This is a genomic window from Pseudomonas sp. PDNC002 (assembly GCF_016919445.1).
GTDB lineage: Bacteria > Pseudomonadota > Gammaproteobacteria > Pseudomonadales > Pseudomonadaceae > Pseudomonas.
This window is the reverse complement of record NZ_CP070356.1, coordinates 1,369,741-1,391,829: the sequence shown is the minus strand read 5'-3', so window position 1 is coordinate 1,391,829 and position 22,089 is coordinate 1,369,741. Positions and strand designations below refer to the sequence as shown.

General features: G+C 65.6%; 23 protein-coding genes. 9 read left to right on the top strand and 14 right to left on the bottom strand.

From position 1 onward, the window contains the following. The first annotated feature begins 148 nt into the window (after nt 1–148). Together JVX91_RS06380 and JVX91_RS06375 are read left to right on the top strand one after the other, a co-directional pair. Nucleotides 149–1,231, top strand: coding sequence for a calcium:proton antiporter (locus JVX91_RS06380; protein WP_205338505.1), 1,083 nt, complete (start codon nt 149–151; stop codon nt 1,229–1,231). A gap of 2 nt (nt 1,232–1,233) precedes the next feature. Further along, nucleotides 1,234–1,740, top strand: coding sequence for a nucleoside 2-deoxyribosyltransferase (locus JVX91_RS06375; RefSeq protein ID WP_205338504.1), 507 nt, complete (start codon nt 1,234–1,236; stop codon nt 1,738–1,740). Nucleotides 1,741–2,041: 301 nt separating this feature from the next. Here the strand turns inward: JVX91_RS06375 and JVX91_RS06370 are convergent, their stop codons facing one another. Continuing rightward, a complete protein-coding gene (locus tag JVX91_RS06370; protein WP_205338503.1) occupies nt 2,042–3,067 on the bottom strand; it encodes an energy transducer TonB in 1,026 nt (341 codons plus the stop codon). An 85-nt stretch (nt 3,068–3,152) separates the two neighbouring features. Continuing rightward, complete coding sequence (locus JVX91_RS06365) at nt 3,153–4,115, bottom strand: CobW family GTP-binding protein (protein ID WP_205338502.1); 963 nt, start codon at nt 4,113–4,115, stop codon at nt 3,153–3,155. A gap of 76 nt (nt 4,116–4,191) precedes the next feature. Between JVX91_RS06365 and JVX91_RS06360 the strand changes: the two genes are divergently transcribed. Further along, nucleotides 4,192–4,545: an NADH:ubiquinone oxidoreductase gene (locus JVX91_RS06360; RefSeq protein ID WP_205338501.1), complete on the top strand. Its 354-nt coding sequence runs from the start codon at nt 4,192–4,194 to the stop codon at nt 4,543–4,545. Nucleotides 4,546–4,729: 184 nt separating this feature from the next. On the opposite strand, the gene zigA is transcribed toward JVX91_RS06360, so the two are convergent. Both zigA and dksA read right to left on the bottom strand, forming a co-directional pair. Further along, the gene (gene zigA, locus JVX91_RS06355) at nt 4,730–5,944 is read right to left on the bottom strand and encodes a zinc metallochaperone GTPase ZigA (protein ID WP_205338500.1); all 1,215 of its coding nucleotides are present in this window, start codon (nt 5,942–5,944) and stop codon (nt 4,730–4,732) included. Between the two features lie 29 nt (nt 5,945–5,973). Further along, nucleotides 5,974–6,378, bottom strand: coding sequence for an RNA polymerase-binding protein DksA (gene dksA / locus JVX91_RS06350; RefSeq protein ID WP_205338499.1), 405 nt, complete (start codon nt 6,376–6,378; stop codon nt 5,974–5,976). A gap of 114 nt (nt 6,379–6,492) precedes the next feature. Here dksA and JVX91_RS06345 point away from each other — a divergent pair, with 114 nt between their 5' ends. Both JVX91_RS06345 and folE2 read left to right on the top strand, forming a co-directional pair. Then, entirely contained in the window at nt 6,493–6,894 is a 402-nt protein-coding gene (locus JVX91_RS06345) for a hypothetical protein (RefSeq protein WP_205338498.1), read from the top strand. A gap of 77 nt (nt 6,895–6,971) precedes the next feature. Next, complete coding sequence (folE2, locus tag JVX91_RS06340) at nt 6,972–7,859, top strand: GTP cyclohydrolase FolE2 (RefSeq protein ID WP_205338497.1); 888 nt, start codon at nt 6,972–6,974, stop codon at nt 7,857–7,859. Here folE2 and JVX91_RS06335 read toward each other — a convergent pair. Then, nucleotides 7,856–8,323 carry a GNAT family N-acetyltransferase gene (locus tag JVX91_RS06335; RefSeq protein ID WP_205338496.1) on the bottom strand — a complete coding sequence of 156 codons (468 nt, stop codon included), beginning with the start codon at nt 8,321–8,323 and terminating at the stop codon, nt 7,856–7,858. The two genes, folE2 and JVX91_RS06335, sit on opposite strands and share 4 nt — an antisense overlap. 65 nt (nt 8,324–8,388) lie before the next feature. Here JVX91_RS06335 and JVX91_RS06330 point away from each other — a divergent pair, with 65 nt between their 5' ends. Both JVX91_RS06330 and JVX91_RS06325 read left to right on the top strand, forming a co-directional pair. Continuing rightward, nucleotides 8,389–8,553, top strand: a complete 165-nt coding sequence (locus tag JVX91_RS06330) for a hypothetical protein (RefSeq protein WP_205338495.1) — start codon at nt 8,389–8,391, stop codon at nt 8,551–8,553. 24 nt (nt 8,554–8,577) lie between these two features. Then, nucleotides 8,578–8,841 (top strand): hypothetical protein, encoded by a 264-nt coding sequence (locus JVX91_RS06325; protein ID WP_205338494.1) that lies wholly within the window; start codon nt 8,578–8,580, stop codon nt 8,839–8,841. A 3-nt stretch (nt 8,842–8,844) separates the two neighbouring features. Here the strand turns inward: JVX91_RS06325 and cfaB are convergent, their stop codons facing one another. Continuing rightward, entirely contained in the window at nt 8,845–10,029 is a 1,185-nt protein-coding gene (gene cfaB, locus JVX91_RS06320) for a C17 cyclopropane fatty acid synthase CfaB (RefSeq protein WP_205338493.1), read from the bottom strand. A 352-nt stretch (nt 10,030–10,381) separates the two neighbouring features. Between cfaB and JVX91_RS06315 the strand changes: the two genes are divergently transcribed. Then, complete coding sequence (locus tag JVX91_RS06315; RefSeq protein ID WP_205338492.1) at nt 10,382–11,854, top strand: MDR family MFS transporter; 1,473 nt, start codon at nt 10,382–10,384, stop codon at nt 11,852–11,854. Nucleotides 11,855–11,869: 15 nt separating this feature from the next. On the opposite strand, the gene JVX91_RS06310 is transcribed toward JVX91_RS06315, so the two are convergent. From JVX91_RS06310 to JVX91_RS06275, 8 genes are all read right to left on the bottom strand, one after another. Next, on the bottom strand, nt 11,870–13,171 hold the full coding sequence (locus tag JVX91_RS06310) for an MFS family transporter (RefSeq protein WP_205338491.1): 1,302 nt from the start codon (nt 13,169–13,171) through the stop codon (nt 11,870–11,872). Nucleotides 13,172–13,677: 506 nt separating this feature from the next. Further along, nucleotides 13,678–15,513: a glutamine--fructose-6-phosphate transaminase (isomerizing) gene (gene glmS, locus JVX91_RS06305; protein WP_205338490.1), complete on the bottom strand. Its 1,836-nt coding sequence runs from the start codon at nt 15,511–15,513 to the stop codon at nt 13,678–13,680. A gap of 14 nt (nt 15,514–15,527) precedes the next feature. Further along, nucleotides 15,528–16,298, bottom strand: a complete 771-nt coding sequence (locus tag JVX91_RS06300; protein WP_205338489.1) for a DeoR family transcriptional regulator — start codon at nt 16,296–16,298, stop codon at nt 15,528–15,530. A gap of 112 nt (nt 16,299–16,410) precedes the next feature. Continuing rightward, complete coding sequence (locus tag JVX91_RS06295) at nt 16,411–18,429, bottom strand: GGDEF domain-containing protein (RefSeq protein WP_205338488.1); 2,019 nt, start codon at nt 18,427–18,429, stop codon at nt 16,411–16,413. Further along, a complete protein-coding gene (locus JVX91_RS06290; protein WP_205338487.1) occupies nt 18,426–19,298 on the bottom strand; it encodes an endonuclease/exonuclease/phosphatase family protein in 873 nt (290 codons plus the stop codon). The genes JVX91_RS06295 and JVX91_RS06290 overlap by 4 nt, the downstream gene beginning before the upstream one ends. Nucleotides 19,299–19,310: 12 nt before the next feature. Then, complete coding sequence (locus JVX91_RS06285) at nt 19,311–19,952, bottom strand: thiol:disulfide interchange protein DsbA/DsbL (RefSeq protein WP_205338486.1); 642 nt, start codon at nt 19,950–19,952, stop codon at nt 19,311–19,313. Between the two features lie 167 nt (nt 19,953–20,119). After that, complete coding sequence (locus JVX91_RS06280) at nt 20,120–20,725, bottom strand: c-type cytochrome (RefSeq protein WP_205338485.1); 606 nt, start codon at nt 20,723–20,725, stop codon at nt 20,120–20,122. 47 nt (nt 20,726–20,772) lie between these two features. Continuing rightward, nucleotides 20,773–21,063, bottom strand: coding sequence for a c-type cytochrome (locus tag JVX91_RS06275; RefSeq protein WP_024766806.1), 291 nt, complete (start codon nt 21,061–21,063; stop codon nt 20,773–20,775). A 180-nt stretch (nt 21,064–21,243) separates the two neighbouring features. Here JVX91_RS06275 and yihA point away from each other — a divergent pair, with 180 nt between their 5' ends. Continuing rightward, nucleotides 21,244–21,906, top strand: a complete 663-nt coding sequence (gene yihA, locus JVX91_RS06270) for a ribosome biogenesis GTP-binding protein YihA/YsxC (RefSeq protein WP_169935173.1) — start codon at nt 21,244–21,246, stop codon at nt 21,904–21,906. The last annotated feature ends 183 nt before the right edge of the window (nt 21,907–22,089 follow it).

Sequence of the window (22,089 nt, the reverse complement as noted above, 5' to 3'; positions counted from 1 at the left end):
GGTGGACAAGTCACCGGTGCCAGGGCCTTCGCGGGCCCTTCGCGAACCGCGCATGACTCCCGATGGTGCGTCACTGCTCGCGCTGGTGCGCCTCTGGTGCATTGCCTAAGATGGCAAACCCGCCTCTCTCCGGAACGGATATCCCTCGATGCTGCGTGCGCTCAAAGACGAAAAATTTCTCATCATCGCCCTGCTGGTGGCTGTCGCGGTGTACCCGCTGGAGCACAGCCTGCTGGGCGGCGGCAAGATGGTCGCGGGGATCGCCGCGACGCTGCTGCTGGCGGTGATCATCAGCGTCTCGTTGCGGGTGGCGCACCACGCCGAGATTCTCGCCGAGAAGGTCGGCGAACCTTACGGCACGATGATCCTGACCCTGGCGGCGGTGCTGGTGGAAGTCGTGATCCTGGCGATCATGATGGGCCACAACCACTCGCCGACCCTGGCCCGCGACACCATCTATGCCGCGGTGATGCTCGACATGAACGGCATCCTCGGCCTGGCCGCGCTGCTGGGCGGCCTCAAGCACGGCGAGCAGTCGTACAACGACGACTCGGGCAAGACCTACGTGACCATGATCCTGACCGCCGTGGGCATCTCCATGGTGGTGCCGGAGCTGATCCCGGCCGAGCAGTGGAAGCTCTACTCGTTCTTCACCATCGGCTGCATGGTCATGCTCTACGCGCTGTTCCTGCGTATGCAGACCGGCCAGCACAGCTACTTCTTCAGCTACAACTACGCGACCCACGGCGAGCACGCCGAGGGCCACGAGGCGCCGGGCAGCAGCAAGCAATCCATGACCCTGCTGGTGGTCGGCGTGGTGCTGATCGGCGCGCTGGCCGAGGTGATGTCCAAGACCCTGGACGTCAGCCTGGAAGGCAGCGGCGTGCCGCCCATCGTACCGGCGTTGCTGGTGGCGGCGATCTCCGCCAGCCCGGAGATCCTCACCGCCCTGCGCGCCGCGCTGGCCAACCGCATGCAGCCAGTGGTCAACATTGCCCTGGGCGCCTCGCTGTCCACGGTGATCCTTACCGTGCCGGTGATCGAAGCCCTGGCACTGTTCAAGGGCCAGCCGATCCAGATGGCGATGACCCCGCTGCAGACCGGCATGATGTTCCTCACCCTGATGGTGGCCGGCTACAACCTGCATGACGGAAAGACCAACGCCATCGAGGGCATGACCCACTTCGTGCTGTTCGCCACCTTCCTGATGCTGTCGCTCATGGGACTGTGACCATGCTGAAGCTTTACCTCGCCGGCCCCGACGTGTTCCGCCCCGATGCCTTCGAGCAGGGCGAGCGGCTCAAGGCCCTGTGCGCCGAATTCGGCGTGCAGGGGCTGTACCCGCTGGATCATTCGGTGCCCGAGGGCATCGTCGAGCCAACGGCGCAGGCGCGCTGGATCTACCAGGCCAACCTGGCGCTGATCGCCGAGGCCGACGCGGTGCTGGCCAATCTCAACCCCTTCCGCGGCGCCGAGCCGGACAGCGGCACCGCCTTCGAGCTGGGCTACGCCGCCGCGCTGGGCAAACCGTTGTTCGGCTACATCGAGGAAGGCGGCAGCTGCGCGGAGCGTCTGCCGTGCGAATGGAAAGGCAACGAACCGGATCGGGATCGCGATGGCAACCAGATCGAAGGCTTCGGCCTGCCGCTGAACCTGATGCTCGGGGTGCCGGCGAAGATTGCCGTGGGCGGCCCCAGAGAAGCCCTGGAACTACTGCGCATGGAGCTGCCGCCGTTGTAGGAGCGAGCTTGCTCGCGAACATTTCTGGCCCGGATGCAGAGAGCCCCTCACCCCAGCCCTCTCCCGAGGGAGAGGGGGCTGTCCGGAGTGCGCCAGCACTGGCGGAGCCAGCCGGCAAACACAGGACGCTCCAGACGCGCCGATCAGTCCCCTCTCCCAGAGGGAGAGGGTTAGGGTGAGGGCAGCCGGCGGTATCGGTATCCACCGGTGTTCGCGAGCAAGCTCGCTCCTACCAAAGCCGTTCCCCTGACGACAAAAAACGCGCCCTGGGGCGCGTTTTTCGTTTGGCTCGCAATGGCTGTCAGCGACGCCCTTCGAGCTTGAAGAAGAACACCTTGGTCGCCTGGCGGGCGACAATCCGGCCGCCACTGACGCGGGGCTCGAAGCGCCACTTGTCCATGGCGTCGCGCACGGCATTGTCGAACATGCGCGGCGGCGACGACTCCAGCACCTGGATATCGGCGATGCGGCCATCGCTGGTGATGGTGAACAGCACCTTCACACGACCTTCGATGCTACGGGTCAGCGCCATGCGCGGATAGACCGGCGGGTCCATGCGCAGCGGCTTGATGTCGCTGTCGTTGAGGCTGCCGGTGGGCAGGCCGGCGGGACCCTGGGAGCCGGTCGGCGCGGCCTGGGCGCCCTGGGTGAACTGGCCAACGGTCGGCGCGGCAGGCGGCGGCGGGGCGGCCGGGGTCGGCGGCGCGACGGCTTCCTCGGCGGGCTCGGGATCCGGCTCGGGCTTGGGTTTCGGCTTTGGCTTGGGCGACACCTTGGGCACGGCCTTCTCGACCGGCTTGGGTTTGGGCTTGGGCTTTTCCACCGGCTTGGGCGGCTCGATGGGTTTGGGCGGCTCGGGCTCCGGCGGCGGCGGGGTCGGCGCGGCGGCGGGCGGTTGCTGCACCGGTTCGGGCTTGGGCGGCAGGGTGACAACGCTCACCTGCATCGCCTTGGGCATCTCGCCCGCACCCAGGTTCAGCTCGGCAGGCGTGGGCATCACCCAGACCAGCGCGGCGACGATGGCCACGTGCATGGCAATGGCCAGGCCCGAGGACTTCCACCAGCCACCGGTCGGCGGCGGCCCCTCGCCCTCTTCCACGCCTTCGACCGGCGCGGCGTAGGGGATCAATACCTCTTCGGGAACCACGTCCTCGTCGCGACGCGCACCGGCGCAGCTGACGAGTCGCAGGGTCGCCTCATTGACGCGCTGGGCATTCACGCTGGGCAAATGGGCGCCCTCTTCCGCTGTGGCGGAAGTGAACAGCTGTTCCTCAGCGTCCACGGCGGAATGGGTGTCCGCCGCTTTGCGCGGTTGGGGTAACGACATGAGAAAGCCTGCGGGAAGAGTTCACGAAGCAGTATCTGCTGATAATTATTATCATTCACTCGTTACGCGAGGGCAACCTCGTCTGTCAGTTAGGTGCGATGGCGCAGCGCAGAAGCCCGTCCTGCAAGGCCTGCGCATCGAGCTCGGCAGCCAGGATCAGCTCGATGCGGCTGTCCTTGCGCCAAGCGCTGGGCGTCCACGGCGCCGGTTCGTGGGTGCGGTTCAGCGCCAGCCAGTTTCCCTCGTCATGCACTATCGCCTTGGCGCGCAGCAGGCCGGGAAGCCCGGCCAGCCAGGCATCCAGCTCCGCGATGCGGAAGCTCCAGTCGCGGTGAAAACGCCAGCCAACCGCCTGTCGCCCCTCATCGAGACGCACCTGGCGCAGCGGCAGCTCGCGGCGCAACAGCAACCCCGGCTCGTTATTCCCCGACATCCGCGGCAATTCGCCGCCCGCTTCCTCGACATCCAGCATGGGCAGTTCATCCAGCGCGAGATGTCCCTGCGTCGTCCAGCGCAACGGCGCGGCGGGAAGACCAGCGGCGAGGGCCGCACGCGCCGAATCGTCCAGCCCTTCGGACTTGTTCAACAGCAGCAAGGCGGCATGCTCCAGCGCCAGCTGCTGCGCTTGCGGCAAGGGTTGTCCGGCGGCCAGTGCGGCGGCATCCAGCACCATCACCAGCGGCTGCACGGCCAACACACCCTGCCAGGGCGCCGCCCGCAACTGCGCCAGCAACTGCGCCGGATGGCCAAGGCCGGAGGGTTCGATGAACACGCGTTGCGGTCGGGCCTTGCGCAGCAGGCGAGCGAGGCCGACCTGGAACGGCGCGCCGTTCACACAGCACAGGCAGCCGCCGGCGACTTCGCCCAGGGCGATGCCGTCCTCGTCGCGGGACAGCAAGGCGACGTCCAGGCCGACCTGGCCGAATTCGTTGACCAGCACGGCCCAGCGCTCGCCCGCCGGGCGTTGCGCCAGCAGGGACTGCAGCAGGCTGGTCTTGCCCGCCCCAAGGGGGCCGGCGATGAGGTGAGTCGGGATCTGCTTCAACATTCGCCCATGGTGCCGCCTGACGCTTGCCGGGAAAAGCGCTAGAGTCGCGGCTTGTTCACACGACCCCGGATCGACCATGCGCCTGCTCCTGCCTTTCGCACTCGCCTGCCTTCCCCTCTTCGCTCATGGTGAGGCCTGCGTGGTGCACAGCCAGGGCAAGGGCGTCGACGTAAAGGTCTGCCAGCAGAACCGCAGCATTCCGCAGAAACTCTTCCGCGAGGGCTTTTGCCAGCCGCAGCTGAAGGACCAGAAAGTCGAGGTGACCTACGCCGACAGCTGCCCGACCGGCGCCTTCGGCGTCTGCGAAAATGCCCAGGTGCAGGGCGCGCCATACCGCCAGGACATCCACTACTACGGCGTCGCCAGCGACGCGCGCGTCCTCCAGCCCTTCTGCGAAAGCCAGAGCCACGGTCAGTGGCGCAAGCCCTGACAACCGTTCATCGCCCTGTCACACAACGCAGGCTTACTGATCGCGGGTACCTCACACCCTCTCGGCACCCCACGCCGGGCATGATCTTGGTGAATTGGGCCGCTCTCCCGGAGCGGCCTATTTTTTTTGCAACGCCCATGGCCTGACCATTACGTGGGTGGAGACAGGCGAATTCAGAGGGATATCAGCCTTCCGCCTCCCACGGCTCGAACGGATCAGGCAGGCGCTTCCAGGCGGTGGTGCCGGCGGCCATTTCGTCGTCGTCCAGCAGGCAGCGATCGAGTTCGGCAAACAACCGATCGAAGTCCATGTCCTGGCCGATGAACACCAACTCCTGCCGGCAGTCACCGCTGTCCTCGCGCCAATGGCGCAGCACGCCCTGCAGCTCGGTGGTGTCCTGCGGCCAATGCTCACGCGGGACGAAGCGCCACCAGCGCCCTGCCAGGCCATGGCGCATCAGCCCGCCGGCCTGGGACCAGCTGCCCGCCTCGCGGTAGCGGCTGGCCAGCCAGAAGAAGCCCTTGGAGCGCAGCAGCCGGCCGTTGCTCCAGGGTTGGCCGAGAAACGCGTGGAAGCGCTGCGGGTGAAAGGGTCGGCGCGCGCGGTAGACGCTGGAGGAAATGCCATAGGCCTCGGTCTCCGGCAGGTGCTCGCCGCGCAGCTCCTTGAGCCAGCCCGGCGCGCGCTCGGCACGCTGGAAGTCGAAGCGGCCGGTATCGAGGATGCGCGCCAGCGGCACCTGGCCCATCACCATCGGCAGGATGTCGGCGTCGGGATTGAGCCTGCGCAGGATCGCCAGTAACTCGTCGCGCTGGGCGCTGCCGATCAGGTCGATCTTGCTCACCAGGATCACGTCGGCGAACTCCACCTGCTCCACCAGCAGATCGCTGAGCGAGCGCTCGTCATCCTCACCAAGCGTTTCGCCGCGCTGGGCGAGGCTGTCGTGGCCCTGGTAGTCGGCGAGGAAGTTCAGGCCGTCGACCACGGTGACCAGCGTGTCGAGGCGCGCCAGGTCCGAAAGACTGCGCCCCTGTTCGTCGCGGAAAGTGAAGGTCTCGGCCACCGGCAGCGGCTCGGAAATACCGGTGGACTCGATCAGCAGGTAATCGAAGCGGCCCTCGCCAGCGAGACGGCTGACCTCTTCCAGCAGGTCCTCGCGCAGGGTGCAGCAGATGCAGCCGTTGCTCATCTCCACCAGGCGCTCCTGGCCACGGTTGAGACTGACATCGCGCTGCACCTCGCGGCCGTCGATGTTGATTTCGCTCATGTCGTTGACGATCACCGCGACCTTGAGACTCTCTCGATTCTTCAGCACGTGGTTGAGCAGCGTGCTCTTGCCGGCGCCGAGGAAGCCGGACAATACGGTGACGGGAAGTGGCGCTCTTGGGGACGTTTTCACGGGGCTGCTCACGGGTGGACTCCAGACAATCAGGCTTCGCGGACGTGCAGTTCGCGCCGTTCCTGGCGCTCCTTGGCCTCGATGCACAGCGAGGCGGTGGGGCGCAGCAGCAGGCGGCGCAGGCCGATCGGTTCGCCGGTTTCCTCGCACCAGCCGTAGTCGCCCCGGGCCAGGCGCTCCAGCGCCTGGTCGATCTTGTCGAGCAGCTTCTTCTCGCGCTCCAGCAGGCGCAGCTGCCACTGGCGCGCCTCCTCGCGGCTGGCGACATCAGCCTCGTCGCTGGCCCGCTCGGTGTCCTGCAGCGCCTGGAATTCCTCGTCGATGCGCCCCTGCAATTCGTCGCGCTGGTCCAGCAGCAACGCGCGGAAATAGCCCTGTTGCGCCTCGCTCATGTAGACCTCGCCGGGCTGGGCGAGCAGTTCCTGTTCGGTCATGACCGTCTCCGGAAGGGAGTGATTTTTATGTTATATTATAACCTTCCATTCTCGACAATAGCCCTCCGACGTGCGATACCCATGCTCCGCCCCACCCGCCTTTCGAGACCCTCAATGCTGCGCCGCGCCCTGTTGCTCTGCCTGTTCACTCCCCTCGCCCAGGCCAGCGGTTCTGCGCCACTGCCCTTCCCCGGCGAAGAGCCGGCGCGCTGCGCCTGGTCAGCCTCGGTGCTGGCCTGCATGGACGACTCGGGGAATCTCTACAGCATCGCCACCCAGGGCCATGACACCTACCTGCGCGGCTTCGAGGCGAGCAGCGGGCGGCGCTGGGCGCAGACCGGCACGCGCTACGGCAGCCTGACCTTCTTCAGCGGCATCACCAGCGACGGCCAGGTGTGGGTCGGCACCAGCCGCGGCATCGGCTGGACCAATATCAGCCGTTTCAGCAGCTCCTCGGGCGACAGCGCGCGGCTGACCTGCGGCCGGGTCAGCGGCTGCAAGCAGCAGGAACGCTGAAGCTCTGACGAACCCATTGCGGGAACGCCGGGAAGCAAATACGTTATATTATTACAATTGCCGACCGTGACCCGCCCATGACCACCCTGCTCCCCGATATCGCCTGCCAATCCACCCGCCTGCCCATCGCGCTCGACTGGGTCGGCATGCAGGGCATCGCCGTGCCGCTGCGGATCGCCGGCGAGCGCGTCGCGGCGTTCGCCGATGCGGGCGTAAGCCTCGATGAAGCCGACGCGCGCGGCATCCACATGTCACGCCTGTACCTGGCGCTGGAAATCCTGGAAGACCACGAACTCTCGCCCAAGCTGCTGAGGGAGTTGCTGGGACGATTCCTCAAGAGCCACGCGCAGCTCTCCCGCAGCGCCAGCCTGACGTTGCGCTTCGAGCTGATGCTGCGGCGGCCGGCGCTGGTCAGCGCGTTGAGCGGTTGGAAGCGCTACACGTGCGAACTTCATGGGCATCTGGAGGATGAATCGCTGCAGTTGGAACTGCGCCTGTCGCTGCCCTACTCGTCGACGTGTCCGTGCTCCGCGGCACTCGCGCGTCAACTGATCCAGGAACGCTTCGACGCCGATTTCGCCGGGCGCGCCCTGAATGCCAGCGACGTGCGCGCCTGGCTTGGCAGCACCCAGGGCATAGTCGCCACGCCGCACAGCCAACGCAGTGAAGCGCAGCTGCACATGCGGCTGGATCCGACGGCAACACGGCTGCCGTGCGCCGAGCTGATCGACCACGCGGAAGCGGCTCTCGGCACGGCCGTGCAGACCGCCGTGAAACGCGCCGACGAGCAAGCCTTCGCCCTGGCCAACGGACAGAACCTGATGTTCTGCGAAGATGCCGCACGCCGGCTGCACCAGGCTTTGATCCAGCGTGACGAGGTGATCGGGTTCGAGGTGCGCGTGGTGCACGCCGAAAGCCTGCACGCCCATGACGCGGTCGCGATCAGCCGATGGACGCGCGGCTAGGGATTCAGCTCGATCGCCAGGCGAATCTGGTCGCGGCACTGGATGCCGTTTTCGAAGATCGGCTCGGGATAGTGGCGGAGGAAATGGTCCGGCTCGACGCCAACGATACGAAAGCCCAGCCGCTGGTAGAGGCCCAGTTGAGCGAGGCTGGAGTTGCCGGTGGCGATGCACAAGCGGCGCAGGCCGCCGTCGCGTGCGCGCTCGATGGCAGATTCCAGCAACCTGCGTCCGAGACCGCGCCCTTGCCAGGCTTCGTCCACCGCTAGGTTGGTGATTTCCGCCTCGCCGTTGTCACCCGGCGTGACCACCACCACACCGACGGCACGTTCGCCATCGAGCATTGCCAACAGCCGTGATTGCGGCAGGTAGCTCAGCACCTGCTCACGGCTCGGATCGGCCAGCAACAGCAGTGGCCAGGGAGCCTGGTGGAAATCGAGTTCACGTAGATACAGCGAAGCCGTCATGGCGAGGTCCGTCGTAAATCCCTAGAGTCGGCCTCATTGTGCCCACTTTCATGACAGGGATGGTCATGTCGCCCAAGGAATGGCTTTCAATCTGGAACCAGCTGGATCGTGGCCTGCGCAGGCAGGCTCTGCAGGCGTGGCCCTTGCTGATGGCGCTACTCGTGGTGGCGGCGATGGTTGGCTCGATTGTCCTGGTCGGCGCGGTGAGGCGCGTGGTGGGGTACATGTAACTGCATGACTCGCCCTATCCGGGTATGTCCGACGCCGCCTTCAGCCGTTGCCTGGAGATCTCCGAGCAAACACTCAATGCCCGTGAAGCCGTCGCACGGTTGGGACGCACCCCGGCCGCCGGCACCGCCAGCGACGCCGCCCTGCAACGCGTGGAAACCCTGGCGCAAGACTATCGGCAACACTGCGATGCACAGCGTTGGGCAACAGCCTTCGAGGCAGGGAAAAGGAACAGCGGGGTAGCGCCAGCGACCAGCCCCGAAGGCTGGCTGGCCGCCGACAATGACTGACGATCAGGCGTAGATGTCGCCTCGGTTCCAGGGCAATTCCTGGCTGCCATCGGCGTGGGGTTTGCTGGCCAGTATCTGGTGCAGGTTGATCCAGCCCTTCTTGAAGCCATAGGCGCAGCCAGCCAGGTACAGACGCCAGATACGCAACGCCTCTTCGGGTACCAGCCTGGCCGCTTCGGCGAGTTTCGCTTCGAGGTTGGTGCTCCAGAAATCCAGGGTACGTGCGTAGTGCAGGCGCAGGCCTTCGACGTCCACCACTTCCAGGCCCGCCTCACTCATCCGCGCCACGGCCAGCGACAGGTGCGGCAGCTCGCCGTGAGGGAAGACGTAGCGATCGATGAAATCGCCAGCGCCTCGTCCGACCGGACGGCCATCGGTGTTGCTCGAGGTGATGCCATGGTTCATGACCAGTCCGCCCGGGCGCACCGCGTCATACAGCTGCTGGAAATACAGCCCCAGGTTGGCGTGGCCGACGTGCTCGAACATGCCGACGCTGACCACCTTGTCATAGCGGCCATCGCGCGGCAGGTCGCGGTAATCCAGCAGCTCCAGCGTCACCTTGCCTTCCAGGCCATCTGCCTTGACCCGCTCGCGGCCGAGCTTGAGCTGCTCCTCGCTGAGGGTGATGCCGTGTACCTCGACGCCGAACTCCCGCGCCGCCAATCGCGCAAGGCCGCCCCAGCCGCAGCCGACATCGAGCAGCTTCTCGCCGGCCTTCAGGCGCAGCTTGCGGCACAAGTGGCGCAGCTTCGCCAACTGGGCGGTCGCAAGATCCTCGGTGCCGCTCTCGTAGTAGGCGCAGGAATACACCATCTCCGGATCGAGCCAAAGCTGGTAGAAGTCATTGGAGAGGTCGTAGTGGTAGTGGATGGCCTCGGCGTCGGTCACCTTGTCGTGGCTCTCGCGAACGTAGTCGCCAGGGTCATCCTCGTCGCCCAGCGCTGTGCTCAGCGCATCGGCCATGGCGATCACCTCGCCAATGGGACCTTCGATGTCCATGCGCTTCTCGACATAGGCCCGCCCCAGCACATCGAGGCTGGGATGGGTGATCTCGGTCAGCAGCGCGGGATCGCGAACAACGAGAGTTACCTGCGGATCCGGCCCCAGGTCGAATGCCTGGGCCTCGCCGATGCGGATACGCAGCGGCAACTGCAGGGACAGCAACTCAGAGGGCAGATTGGCGTTCATGCATACCTCCTGGTCACAGGGCTGAAAAACTATAGACCAGCTCATCCATAGTCTTCCCCTATGGCCTGGCCCGCCAAAAAACTATCGGGGCACCGACCACGTGCCGACTCCTTTGCAGTGGAGTGCATCCGGGTGAAATGCGTTCCAAAAAACCCTGCACCGCAACGGAAGGATAGTTCGCTACGCAAGCGTAGCAGCCGATTCGCCAGCAATCGTTTCCAGGCCTGAGATAGAGCCTTTACTACCCGGCAACGATGACGTCGGCATGACAGTCCATGGCTCCATTGCACTACACTGTGGCTCCCTCCGCGCGCATTCCGACCGGAGGACCTCTGAAGTGAAGGGGGCCGTCTTGAATACCTTTTCCGAGCCGCGTCCGGCGGTCCGCACCGTGCTGGTGGGACTCATGCTGGCGATCTTCCTCGGTGCGCTCGACCAGACCATCGTCGCCGTCTCCCTGCCGGCGATCTCCGCCGGCTTCGGTAATTTCGACCTGCTCGCCTGGGTCATCTCCGGCTACATGGTGGCGATGACCATCTCCATGCCGATCTACGGCAAGCTCGGCGACCTCTATGGGCGCCGCGTGCTGATGCTGTTCGCCATCGGCCTGTTCACCGCTGCCTCGCTGCTGTGCGGCGCCGCCCAGAGCATGGAGCAACTGGTGATCGCCCGCGTCCTGCAGGGCATCGGCGCCGGCGGCATGATGTCGGTGAGCCAGGCGATCATCGGCGACATCGTTCCGCCACGCGAACGCGGCCGCTACCAGGGCTACTTCAGCAGCATGTACGCGGTGGCGAGCATCGCCGGCCCGGTGCTGGGCGGTCTGCTCACCGAATACCTGTCCTGGCGCTGGGTGTTCCTGATCAACCTGCCGGTAGGCCTGGTCGCCTTCGCCGTTTCCCGCCGCACCCTGCGTGGATTGCCGGTGCCGGGCCGCAAGCCGGTGATCGACTACCTCGGCACGATGCTGATGATCGCCGGCCTGGGAAGCCTGCTGCTGGCGATCACCGAGGTGGGCCAGGGCGCACGCTGGAACGATCCGAAGATGCTCGCGCTGTTCGCCGCCGCACTGCTGCTGATCGCGCTGTTCGTGCTGCAGGAACGCCGCGCGCCGGAACCGCTGGTGCCGATGCACCTGTTCGGTATTCGCGCGGCGACACTGAGCTGGCTGATCAGCTTCTTCGCCAGCTTCCAGGTCATCTCGCTATCGGTGCTGGTACCGCTGCGCTTCCAGTCGGTGACCGGCGCGGGTGCCGACAGCGCGGCCCTGCACCTGCTGCCGCTGGCCATGGGCGTGCCCATTGGCGCGTACTGCTGTGGCCGCCTGACTGCCATCATAGGCCGCTACAAGCCGCAGATCGTCGGTGGCGCGCTGCTGATGCCCCTGGCGATTGCGGGCCTGGCCCTGACGCCGCCGAGCGCGTACTTCCTTTCGGGAATCTGCATGCTGCTCACCGGCATCGCCGCCGGCACGCAGTTCCCCACCAGCCTGGTGGCGGCGCAGAGCGCGGTCGAGACGAAACACCTGGGTGTGGCGACCAGCAACATCACGCTGTTCCGCTCCCTCGGCGGCGCCGTAGGGATCGCTCTGATGTCGGCCCTGCTGCTGGCGATGCTGCAACCGCTGGCAGGCGATGCCGGCCACGGTCTGTCAGCCAGCGCCTTGCTGGCCAGCCTGAGTGGTGAAGGGCATGAGGAGCAGCGGCACGTGCTCGACGGGGTGTTCGGCCACCTGTTCCTGATCAACGCGGGCTTCGGTGCCCTGGCACTGCTGATCGGGCTGTCGCTGCCCGACCACGCGCTGCGCGGCCGGGCCAACGACTAGCCCTTCAACGCAGGGTCAGTCCTCGTCGTTGAGGTAGCTGACCTTGCGCAGGTCCGGCAGCAGCAGGCAGACCACCAGCGCCACGCCGCACATGACCGAGACATAGATGTAGAACACGTCCTCCATACCGATGCTCTTCAGGCCCAGCGCAGCGTACTCGGCGGAGCCACCGAAGATCGCGTTGCCCACCGCGTAGGACAGGCCCACGCCCAGGGCACGGATCTGTGGCGGGAACATCTCCGCCTTGATCAGGCCGCTGATGGAGGTGTACAGGCTGACGATGGCCATCGCCAGGATGATCAGGCCGAACGCCGCGTAGGGACTGCTGACGGTCTTCAGCGCCGCCAGGATCGGCCAGGTACACAGCATGCCCAGCGCGCCGAACCAGAGCATCGAGGTCTTGCGGCCGATCCGGTCGGACAGCGCGCCGAACAGCGGCTGCATGCACATATAGCAGAACAGCGCGAAGGTCATCACGCCGCTGGCGACCTTGGCGTCCATCCCGGCGGTGTTCACCAGGTATTTCTGCATGTAGGTGGTGAAGGTGTAGAAGATCAGCGAACCGCCAGCGGTGAAGCCCAGCACGGTGAAGAAGGCGCGCTTGTGGTGGGCGAACAGCTCGGTGAGCGTGCCGGACTCCTTGCGGTTGAGGTTGGCTTCCTTGGCCGTCTCGTTCAGCGAACGGCGCAGGTAGAAGGCGATCACCGCGGTGATCGCGCCGACCACGAAGGGAATCCGCCAGCCCCATTCCTTCAGCTCATCGGTGGTCAGCAGTTGCTGCAGGACCACCACCACCAGCACGGCGAGCAGTTGGCCGCCGATCAGCGTGACGTACTGGAACGAAGCGAAGAAACCGCGTTGCCCCTTGAGCGCTACCTCGCTCATGTAGGTCGCGCTGGTGCCGTACTCGCCACCCACGGACAGTCCCTGGAACAGCCGGGCGATCAGCAGCAACGCCGGCGCCGCGACGCCAATGGTGGCGTAGGTCGGCATTACCGCGATCGCCAGCGAGCCGCCGCACATCATCAGTACCGAGATCATCATCGCGGTCTTGCGACCCTTCTTGTCGGCGATGCGGCCGAACAGCCAGCCGCCGATGGGGCGCATCAGGAAGCCCGCGGCGAATACCCCGGCGGTATTGAGCAGTTGTACCGTCGGGTCGTCCGAGGGGAAGAAGGCGTGGGCGAAGTACAGCGCGGTGAAGGCATAGACGTAGAAGTCGAACCACTCCACCAGATTGCCCGACGAGGCGCCGACGATGGCCAGGATGCGCGAGCGGCGCTCGTGGGCGGAATACTGCGGTGCAGGTGCGTTCATGGGGATTCTCTTGTCGGTTTAACGTACGTCCCGGTTCGGTGGACGGAAATCCCTGTGCCGTCCCGAGTCGGCGCAATCCATCCCAAGGCGGGATTTTTCGCCGACACATTCGGAAACAGTATAGACACCTCCGATAGCCGGCTAACGAAATCCGCGGGTCCGACCACCGCTTTCGGTTCGAATATCGGACAACGATGAACGCGCGTTTGTCGTTTCTGATTGACCGGCCACTAGCCAGCTTCTATCGTTGGCCCGCTCCCGGCCCTGCGGGAGACTTGTCAGGTACCCCTCGCAGGGCAGGAGCCCGACCTTGTCCACAAGACAAGGTCGATTTCCATTCCCCTCGTGTAGCGGCTCAAGCCGCCTGGCCTCGGTGCCCCGTCCACACCCCCGGACGTGCAGGCACCGGGGGAATGTTGATCTTCCCCTCGCCTCTACTCCCGAATTCCCGCGCCCTGAAACGAAAAAAGGCCCCCGAAGGGACCTTTCTCGTTGCGCCTGCGCGCTTATTCCACCGTGACGGATTTCGCGAGATTGCGCGGCTGGTCGACGTCAGTGCCCTTGAGCACGGCGACGTAGTAGGACAGCAACTGCAGCGGCACGGTGTAGAGAATCGGCGCCAGGCTGTCATGGATCGCCGGCATGCCCACCACGTGGGTGCCCTCGCCATTGGCGATGCCGGTGCCGCCTTCGGCGAAGACCACCAGCTCGCCGCCACGGGCGCGCACTTCCTGCAGGTTGGACTTGAGCTTCTCCAGCAGTTCGTTGTTCGGCGCCACGGTAACCACCGGCATGTCGGCATCGACCAGCGCCAGCGGGCCGTGCTTCAGTTCGCCAGCCGGGTAGGCTTCGGCGTGGATATAGGAGATTTCCTTGAGCTTCAGCGCGCCTTCCATCGCCACCGGGTACTGCGCACCGCGACCGAGGAACAGGGTGTGGTGCTTCTCGGCGAACAGCTCGCTGACTTTCTCCACCACCTTGTCCATCGCCAGTGCTTCTTCCAGGTGGGTCGGCAGGCGGCGCAGCTCGCCCACCAGCTCGGCCTCGACGCCATCGCCCAGGCGCTTCTGCACCTGGCCGATCCCCAGGGTCAGCAGCAGCAGGGCCACCAGTTGGGTGGTGAAGGCCTTGGTGGACGCCACGCCGATTTCCGGGCCGGCGTTGGTCAGCAGGGTCATGTCCGATTCGCGCACCAGCGAGCTGGTGCCAACGTTGCAGATCGCCAGGCTCGACAGGAAGCCCAATTCCTTGGCATAGCGCAGCGCGGCCAGGGTGTCGGCGGTCTCGCCGGACTGGGAGATGGTGACGAACAGGGAATCCGGGTGCACCGCAACCTTGCGGTAGCGGAACTCGCTGGCCACCTCGACCTGGCAAGGAATGCCGGTCAGGCTCTCCAGCCAGTAACGGGCGACCATGCCGGCGTGGTAGCTGGTGCCGCAGGCGACGATCTGCACGGTGCGCACCTTGGCCAGCAGCTCGCGGGCCTGCGGCCCGAAGTTGTCCACCAGCACCTGTCCGTCACCCAGGCGGCCTTCCAGGGTGCGCTGCACCACGGCGGGCTGCTCGTGGATCTCCTTGAGCATGAAGTGGCGGTAGCCGCCCTTGTCGGCCGCCTCGGCGCCTTCGTGGTAGCGCACTTCCTCGCGCTGCACCGGATTGCCGTTCACGTCCCACAACTGCAGGCCGTCGCGGCGGATTTCAGCGATGTCGCCTTCTTCCAGGTAGATGAAGCGGTCGGTGACCTGGCGCAGCGCCAGTTGATCGGAAGCGAGGAAGTTCTCGCCGTGGCCCAGGCCCACCACCAGCGGGCTGCCGCTGCGGGCGGCGAGGATGCGATCGGGCTGCTTGCTGCTGATCACCGCCAGGCCATAGGCGCCGTGCAGTTCCTTCACCACGGCCTTGAGCGCGATCGTCAGATCGCCCAGCTCGGTCAGGCGCAGGTGCAGCAGGTGGGCGATGACTTCGGTGTCGGTCTGCGAGGTGAACTCATAGCCACGCGCCTTGAGCATCTCGCGCAGGCTTTCATAGTTCTCGATGATGCCGTTGTGTACCACCGCCACTTCGCCGCGGGAGAAGTGTGGGTGGGCGTTGGCCTCGGTGGGCGCGCCATGGGTGGCCCAGCGAACGTGGGCGATGCCCAGGCGGCCAAGCAGCGGCTGCTCCTCGATGGCTTGCTCCAGGCTGGAGACCTTGCCCGCGCGACGGCGGCGTTCCAGCGTGCCATTGGTGTCGATCACCGCCACCCCGGCGCTATCGTAGCCGCGGTATTCCAGGCGCTTGAGGCCTTCAACGAGGATCGGGGTGATGTTGCGTTCGGCGATCGCGCCTACGATTCCACACATGGCTGTGTTCTCCTTCAGTCTTCGCAGCGGGCGCGGATCACTTTCACGCCACGCGCCTGGATCAGGTCGAACGCCTCGTCACTCAGGCGTTCGTCGGTAATGAGGGTCTGGACGCTGCTCCATGGCAGTTCCAGGTTGGGGATGCGCCGGCCCAGCTTGTCAGCCTCGGCCATGACGATCACCTCGCGGGCGACCTCGGCCATGACCCGGCTCAGCCCCAGCAGTTCGTTGAACGTCGTGGTCCCGCGCGCCAGATCGAGTCCGGTTGCGCCGATGAACAACTGATCGAAATCGTAGGAGCGCAGCACCTGTTCGGCCACCTGCCCCTGGAACGACTCGGAGTGCGGGTCCCAGGTGCCACCGGTCATCAGCAGCACCGGCTCGCGCTCCAATTCGCGCAGGGCGTTGGCGACGCTCAGCGAGTTGGTCATCACCACCAGGCCGGGCTTGCGGCCCAGCTCCGGGATCAGCGCGGCGGTGGTGCTGCCGCTGTCGATGATGATCCGCGCGTGCTCACGGATGCAGGCAGCGGCTGCCTTGCCGATGGCCTGCTTGTAGCGCGACAGCGGCTGGCTCGGCTCGGCAATCAGCTCATGGGGCATCGGCACCGCGCCACCGTAGCGGCGCAGCAGCAGGCCGTTGCCTTCCAGGGCGGCCAGGTCCTTGCGGATGGTCACCTCGGAGGTGGCGAAGCGGCGGGCAAGATCGTCCACGCTGACCTCGCCCTGATCGGCGAGCAGCGCCAGGATGTCGTGGCGGCGTTGCGGCGTATTGCGTTTCGACATGGACGATTAAGTTTCGATTCGAAAGATAATTGTGCGAATCAAAACCTATGTGCTTTCGTTCGTCAAGAATTTCCGGTCAGAACGGAAGCGTTTTCCTGTAGGAGCAACGCGATCAGTCGACTTCGAGACGGTTGCGCCCACCGCGCTTGGCACGATACAGCGCCTGGTCGGCACGCTCGAAGACGGTCTCGGCGCGCTCGCCTTCGCGGAAAGCCGTCAGGCCCGCCGAGCAGGTGATGCTCAGGCGTTCGCCCTTGAAGTGAAACGGGCAGGCTTCGATGGCACCGCGCAGGACGTCGAGCAATTGCTGCCCGCCTTCCAGCGGTGTGGCGGGCAGCAGGACAACGAACTCCTCGCCGCCATAGCGGGCGATGAAATCGGTCTTGCGCACACGCTTGGCCAGCTCGTTGGCGATGATCTTCAGCACCTTGTCGCCGGCCAGATGGCCGAAGTCGTCGTTGATGCGCTTGAAGTGATCGACGTCCAGCACCGCCAGCAGCAGGTCGCCGCCGTAGCGCTGCCAGCGCGACACCTCCAGCTCCAGGCGTTCGCTCAGCGCTGCGCGGTTGGGCAGCCCGGTCAGCGCATCGGTCATGGCCTTCTGGCGCTGATCCTCGATGTTCGCCTGGAAGCTGCGGGCTTCTTCCTCCATGCTGGAGACGCGGGTCATCAGCGACTGGATGCGCTCGCCCACTTCACGCTCGCGGGCTTCGCGCTCCTCGCGGAAGCGGTCCATGGTGCCCACCAACCCTTGCAGGCGGCTTTCCACGTTGCGCTTGAGGCCTTCCAGGTCGGTGGCCTCGAGCACGCTCTCCTTCAGACCGCTGACCTGTTCGCGCAAGGTGTCGTCGAGGTCGCGGGCACTGGAGCTGGAACCGGCGTGGTTCTCGTGCACCGCTTGCAGGCCGTCGAGGAAGGCTCCCAGGCGCGCGTTGAGCTGATGCAGGTAGCCTTCGAATTCGCGCTGGCCGCTGTCGTTGAGCGACAGAACGAGCACCGCCAGGTCGTCCAGCACGGGCACCAGTTCGTACCAGTTCAGGCTACCGTGGATGCGCGAGCGCAGCGCCTCGGCCTGCGGCTGGTGGGTGAGCGGCAGGTGCATCTCGTCCAGCAGGTGCAGCAGGCTCGCCTCGATGTGCGGCGCCACCGCGCTGTACCCGGGCTCCGGACGCGCCGGCAGCGCGTAGGGATCGTTGGCCTGGCGCGCCTCTTCCGGCGTGCCGAACAGGCCCGGTGGCACCGGCAGGCTATCGAGCAAAGCGGGATCGCTGTTCGCGGCAGGCGTGGCGACTGGCGCCAACGCCGACAGGGACTCGGCCATCATCGTCGGCGCGGTCTGAGCGCCCGGCTGCCGCGCGCTGTCCTGCGCAATCACCACGGGCGCGGCATGCGGCGGGGCAATCGCTTCCGCCAGCGCCACAACCGCATCCACCGCAGGTGCGGACTCCATCGCCGGTTCGGATTTCACCGCCGGTGCCAGCTGGAGTTCGGCAGGCGCCGGATGTTCCGGCAACGCCAGTGCCGCCACGGCCGTTTCGCCAGCCGAGACCTGCACACTCGGCACCTCGGTGACAGAGGCCGGGCCGAGCTCCGTGGTCGCATTGTCGCGACCGCCGAAGAGCCGTTGCAGGAAACCGGGCCGCTGTTCCGCAGCGGCGCTGCCGAAATGCTCCAGCACCCCACGCTGCAGGCGGCTCAGCTCACTGAGCAGCGCCGGCAGCTCACGCGAGGTACTGGCGCGGCTGGGAATGTCCTTGGCCAGGCGCTTGAGCGGCTTGCGCACTTCGCCCGGCACGTCCAGGGCCAGCAGTTGCTGGGACAGCTGGCTGAGCGCGGCGATGTTCTGTTCGATGCGTTGCTGTCGGCGCTGCTCGGAGTCGAGCACGGCCTTCTCCAGCTGCGGGATGAGCCGCGCAAGGCCGGCGTCCATCTCGTCGCGCCGCAGGACTTCACGCAGCTCCTGCATGCAGGCGTCCACCGCCTTGTCGCTGCCTTCGGCGGCGAGGCTGCTGCGCACCAACCCGCGGCGCAACAGATCGACCCGCGCGTCCCAGCGCCGCTCGAGCTTTTCCTGCTGCTCGAGGCTGTCCAGGTACTTCTGCTTCCAGCGTTGGTCGTCGTCGCGACTCATTCAGGGGCCTCGTCGCACAAGGCGAGCGACGAGGACGAACGCAGGGCATCCGGCAGGCGGATTTCCACGGCCACGGGCAGGTGGTCGGAAATCGGGTGCGGGAGGACACTGACGCGTTCCAGCGCCAGCTCGGAGCTGAGCAGGATGTGGTCCAGGCAGCGCTGCGGGCGCCAGCTGGGGAAGGTGGCCTCGACCTGCGGGGCAATCAGCCGGAGGTCGCGCAAGGGCGAGCTTTCCAGCAGGTCGGTGGCATGGGTGTTCATGTCGCCCATCAGCACATGGTGGCGGTAGTCCTGCAGCAGCTCGCGGATATAGGCGAGCTGGCGGGTCCGCGTACGGGCGCCGAGGGCCAGGTGCATCATCACCACCGCAAGCGCGTCCTTGCCTTCGCCGAAGCGCATGAGGATCGCGCCGCGGCCGGGCGGGCCGGGCAGAGGATGGTCTTCCAGGGCGGCGGGTTGCAGGCGGCTGAGCAGGCCGTTGCTGTGCTGGGCGATGCGCCCGAGATTGCGGTTGAGCTGCTGGTACCAGTAGGGGAAGGCACCGAGCTGGGCCAGGTGTTCGACCTGGTTGATATTGCCGGAGCGGATGCTCCCGCCATCGGCTTCCTGCAGGGCGACCACGTCGTAGTCGGCGAGCAGTTCACCGATGCGCTGCAGGTTGTTGGCGCGCCCGGCGGCGGGCAGCAGGTGCTGCCAACCGCGGGTCAGGTAGTGTCGGTACCGTTCGGTACTGATGCCAACCTGGATGTTGAAGCTGAGCAGCCGCAGCCGGCCGTCTTCGGGCAAACCGGTGGAGGCGCCGTGGGCGGTGTTCACCCGCGGACTGCAGGCCTCCGCGACACGTTCACGAGTCCGCCGGCGCAGCATGCTCGTCGGACCTTACTGAGCAGCCTTGGCGTCGGCGCGTTCCTTGGCGATCAGCTGGTCAGCCAGCTGCAGCGCCTGTTCCGGACTGCCGGCCGAACCGATGTCGAAGCGGTATTTGCCATTGACCACCAGGGTCGGCACGCCGCTGATCTGATAGGACATCGCCAGTTTCTTGGCCTTCTCGATCTGGCCCTTGATGGCGAACGAGTTGAAGGTGCTGAGGAACTTGTCCTTGTCGACGCCCTGCTCGGCGACGAAGTCAGCCATTTCTTCCGGAGTGGTCAGCGCCTTCGGGTTGTTGTGCAGCTTCTCGAAGATCGCGTGGTGGACCTTCGTCTCGACACCCATGGATTCCAGGGTCAGGAACAGCTGGCCGTGGATGTTCCACAGACCGCCGAACATGGCCGGGATACGCACGAAGTGCACGTCGGCCGGCAGCTTCTCAATCCACGGATTGATGGTGGGTTCGAAGGCATAGCAATGCGGGCAACCGTACCAGAACAGCTCCACCACCTCGATCTTGCCCGGCTGGGAAACAGGCACGGCCTGGCTCAGCTCGGTGTAGTTCTTGCCAGCTTCGAAATCGGCAGCGTTCGCGTTGAGGGCGAACAGGCCGGCGAAGGCAAGCGCGGCGGTGAAAATCAGGTTACGCATGGTTCACTCCTTGGCTGAGCGGGTCCGCCGAGCGCGGGCGCGGCGGGATGAAGCGGTTTGACCGGAGGGGCCAGACACGGTTCCAGCATTGTAGTGGCGTCGGATATAAAAAAGGGCAGCCGAAGCCACCCTTTTTTCATTCCGTCGATTTCCGCCGGTTCGGCTGCTTAGTGCAGGCCTTCGATGTAGCTGGAGATCGCGGCGATGTCCTTGTTGGACAGCTTGGCGGCGATGCTGCGCATGATCATGGCGTCGCCGTCGTTGGTGCGCTCGCCTTCGCGGAAAGCGGTCAGCTGCTTGGCGGTGTAGGCCGCGTGCTGGCCACCCAGGTGCGGGAAGCCGGCTTCGGCGTTGCCCAGGCCGCTGGGGTTGTGGCAACCGGTGCAGGCCGGCATGCCGTCGGCCAGCTTGCCGCCACGGAACAGGGCTTCGCCCTGGGCGACCAGCTTGGGATCGGCGGCGCCGATGCTGCCGTTCTGGCTGGAGAAGTAGGCGGCGATGTCTGCCAGGTCCTGATCACTCAGATTGGTCAGCAGGCCGGTCATTTCCAGCACGGTACGCTTGCCGTCCTTGATGTCGTGCATCTGCTTGAGCAGGTAACGCTCACCCTGCCCGGCCAGTTTCGGGAAGTTGGGCGCCATGCTGTTGCCATCGGCACCGTGGCAGGCACCACAGACAGCAGCTTTCGCCTGACCGGCCTTGGCATCGCCAGCGGCGTGCGCCACACCGACAAGACCCAGGGTCAACAGCAGACTCACGATCAATTTGTTCATCAGCTAATCCAATAACGGCTAAGGGTGAAAGAGTAAGGCCTGGGAAGTTACTTCGACATCCACTGGATAATTGTCTGGTAATCCTCGGCGCTGCAGTCGGTGCACAGGCCGCGAGGCGGCATCGCGTTGAAACCGTTGGTCACATGTTGCACCAGCGTATCCATGCCCTTGTCCAGGCGTGGCTTCCAAGCGGTGGCGTCGCCCTTCTTCGGCGCCATTGGCAACTGACCATTGTGGCAGGCGCCACAGGCTCTGTTGAAAACGGCTTCCGGATCCTGGGCCGCCAGGGCGCTGGATGCCAGCGCGGCAACGATGGCTGCGAACAGCAGTTTCTTCATGATTATCCTCATCGCAGGGAACATCCACGTTCTTGTTTGCGCGGACTTCAACGTTCCCGTGTGGCTCGACCCTGGGGGATAAAGCGCACACAAAATCCGCGGCATTATATACTTCCGATGCCCAAACGGAAACGAAACCGCCCCCCGCGACACCGCGTCGCACCCGCTGCGAAGTTACCCATGTCCTCGAAGAACGCTACGAAAAACCCGATTCTCGGCCTCTGCCAACAGGCCACTTTCCTCATTTCCGCCGCCAAGGTGAACCAGTGCCCGGAAGACTCCGGACTGGAAGTCGCCTTCGCCGGCCGCTCCAACGCGGGCAAGTCCAGCGCGTTGAACGCGCTGACCCACGCGAACCTGGCGCGAACCTCCAAGACCCCCGGCCGCACCCAGCTGCTGAACTTCTTCCGCCTGGACGACGAACGCCGCCTGGTCGACCTGCCTGGCTACGGCTACGCCAAGGTGCCGATCCCGCTGAAGCTGCACTGGCAGCAGCACCTGGAAGCTTATCTCTCCAGCCGCAATGCGCTAGCCGGCGTGGTGCTGATGATGGATATCCGTCATCCGCTGACCGACTTCGACCGCCTGATGCTCGACTGGGCGCAGGCCAGCCAGTTGCCGATCCACGTGCTGCTGACCAAGGCCGACAAGCTGGCCTACGGCGCGGCGAAAAACGCGCTGCTCAAGACCCGCAAGGAAATCCTCGACGGCTGGGGCGATGTCGCCACCCTTCAGCTGTTCTCGGCGCCCAAGCGCCAGGGCGTGGAAGAGGCGCAGTTGGTCCTGGCCGGCTGGCTGGGGCTGCTGGATGAGGAAGAAGAGGAGGCCGGCGAGGAGGCCTGAGGCCAAATCGCAGGCAAAAAAAACCCCGAGCTTCGTATGGGGAGGGGGAAGTTCGGGGTTTAAGTCCGGACCGCTAGGGCGGGGTCCAGTAATCTGCCAACACTAAACACTGCAAAGGAGCATCGAAGGGCTTCACCAGCCATTCACGAGTTCTGACTCGGCTCCCAGCGGGAAAGTTCAGCG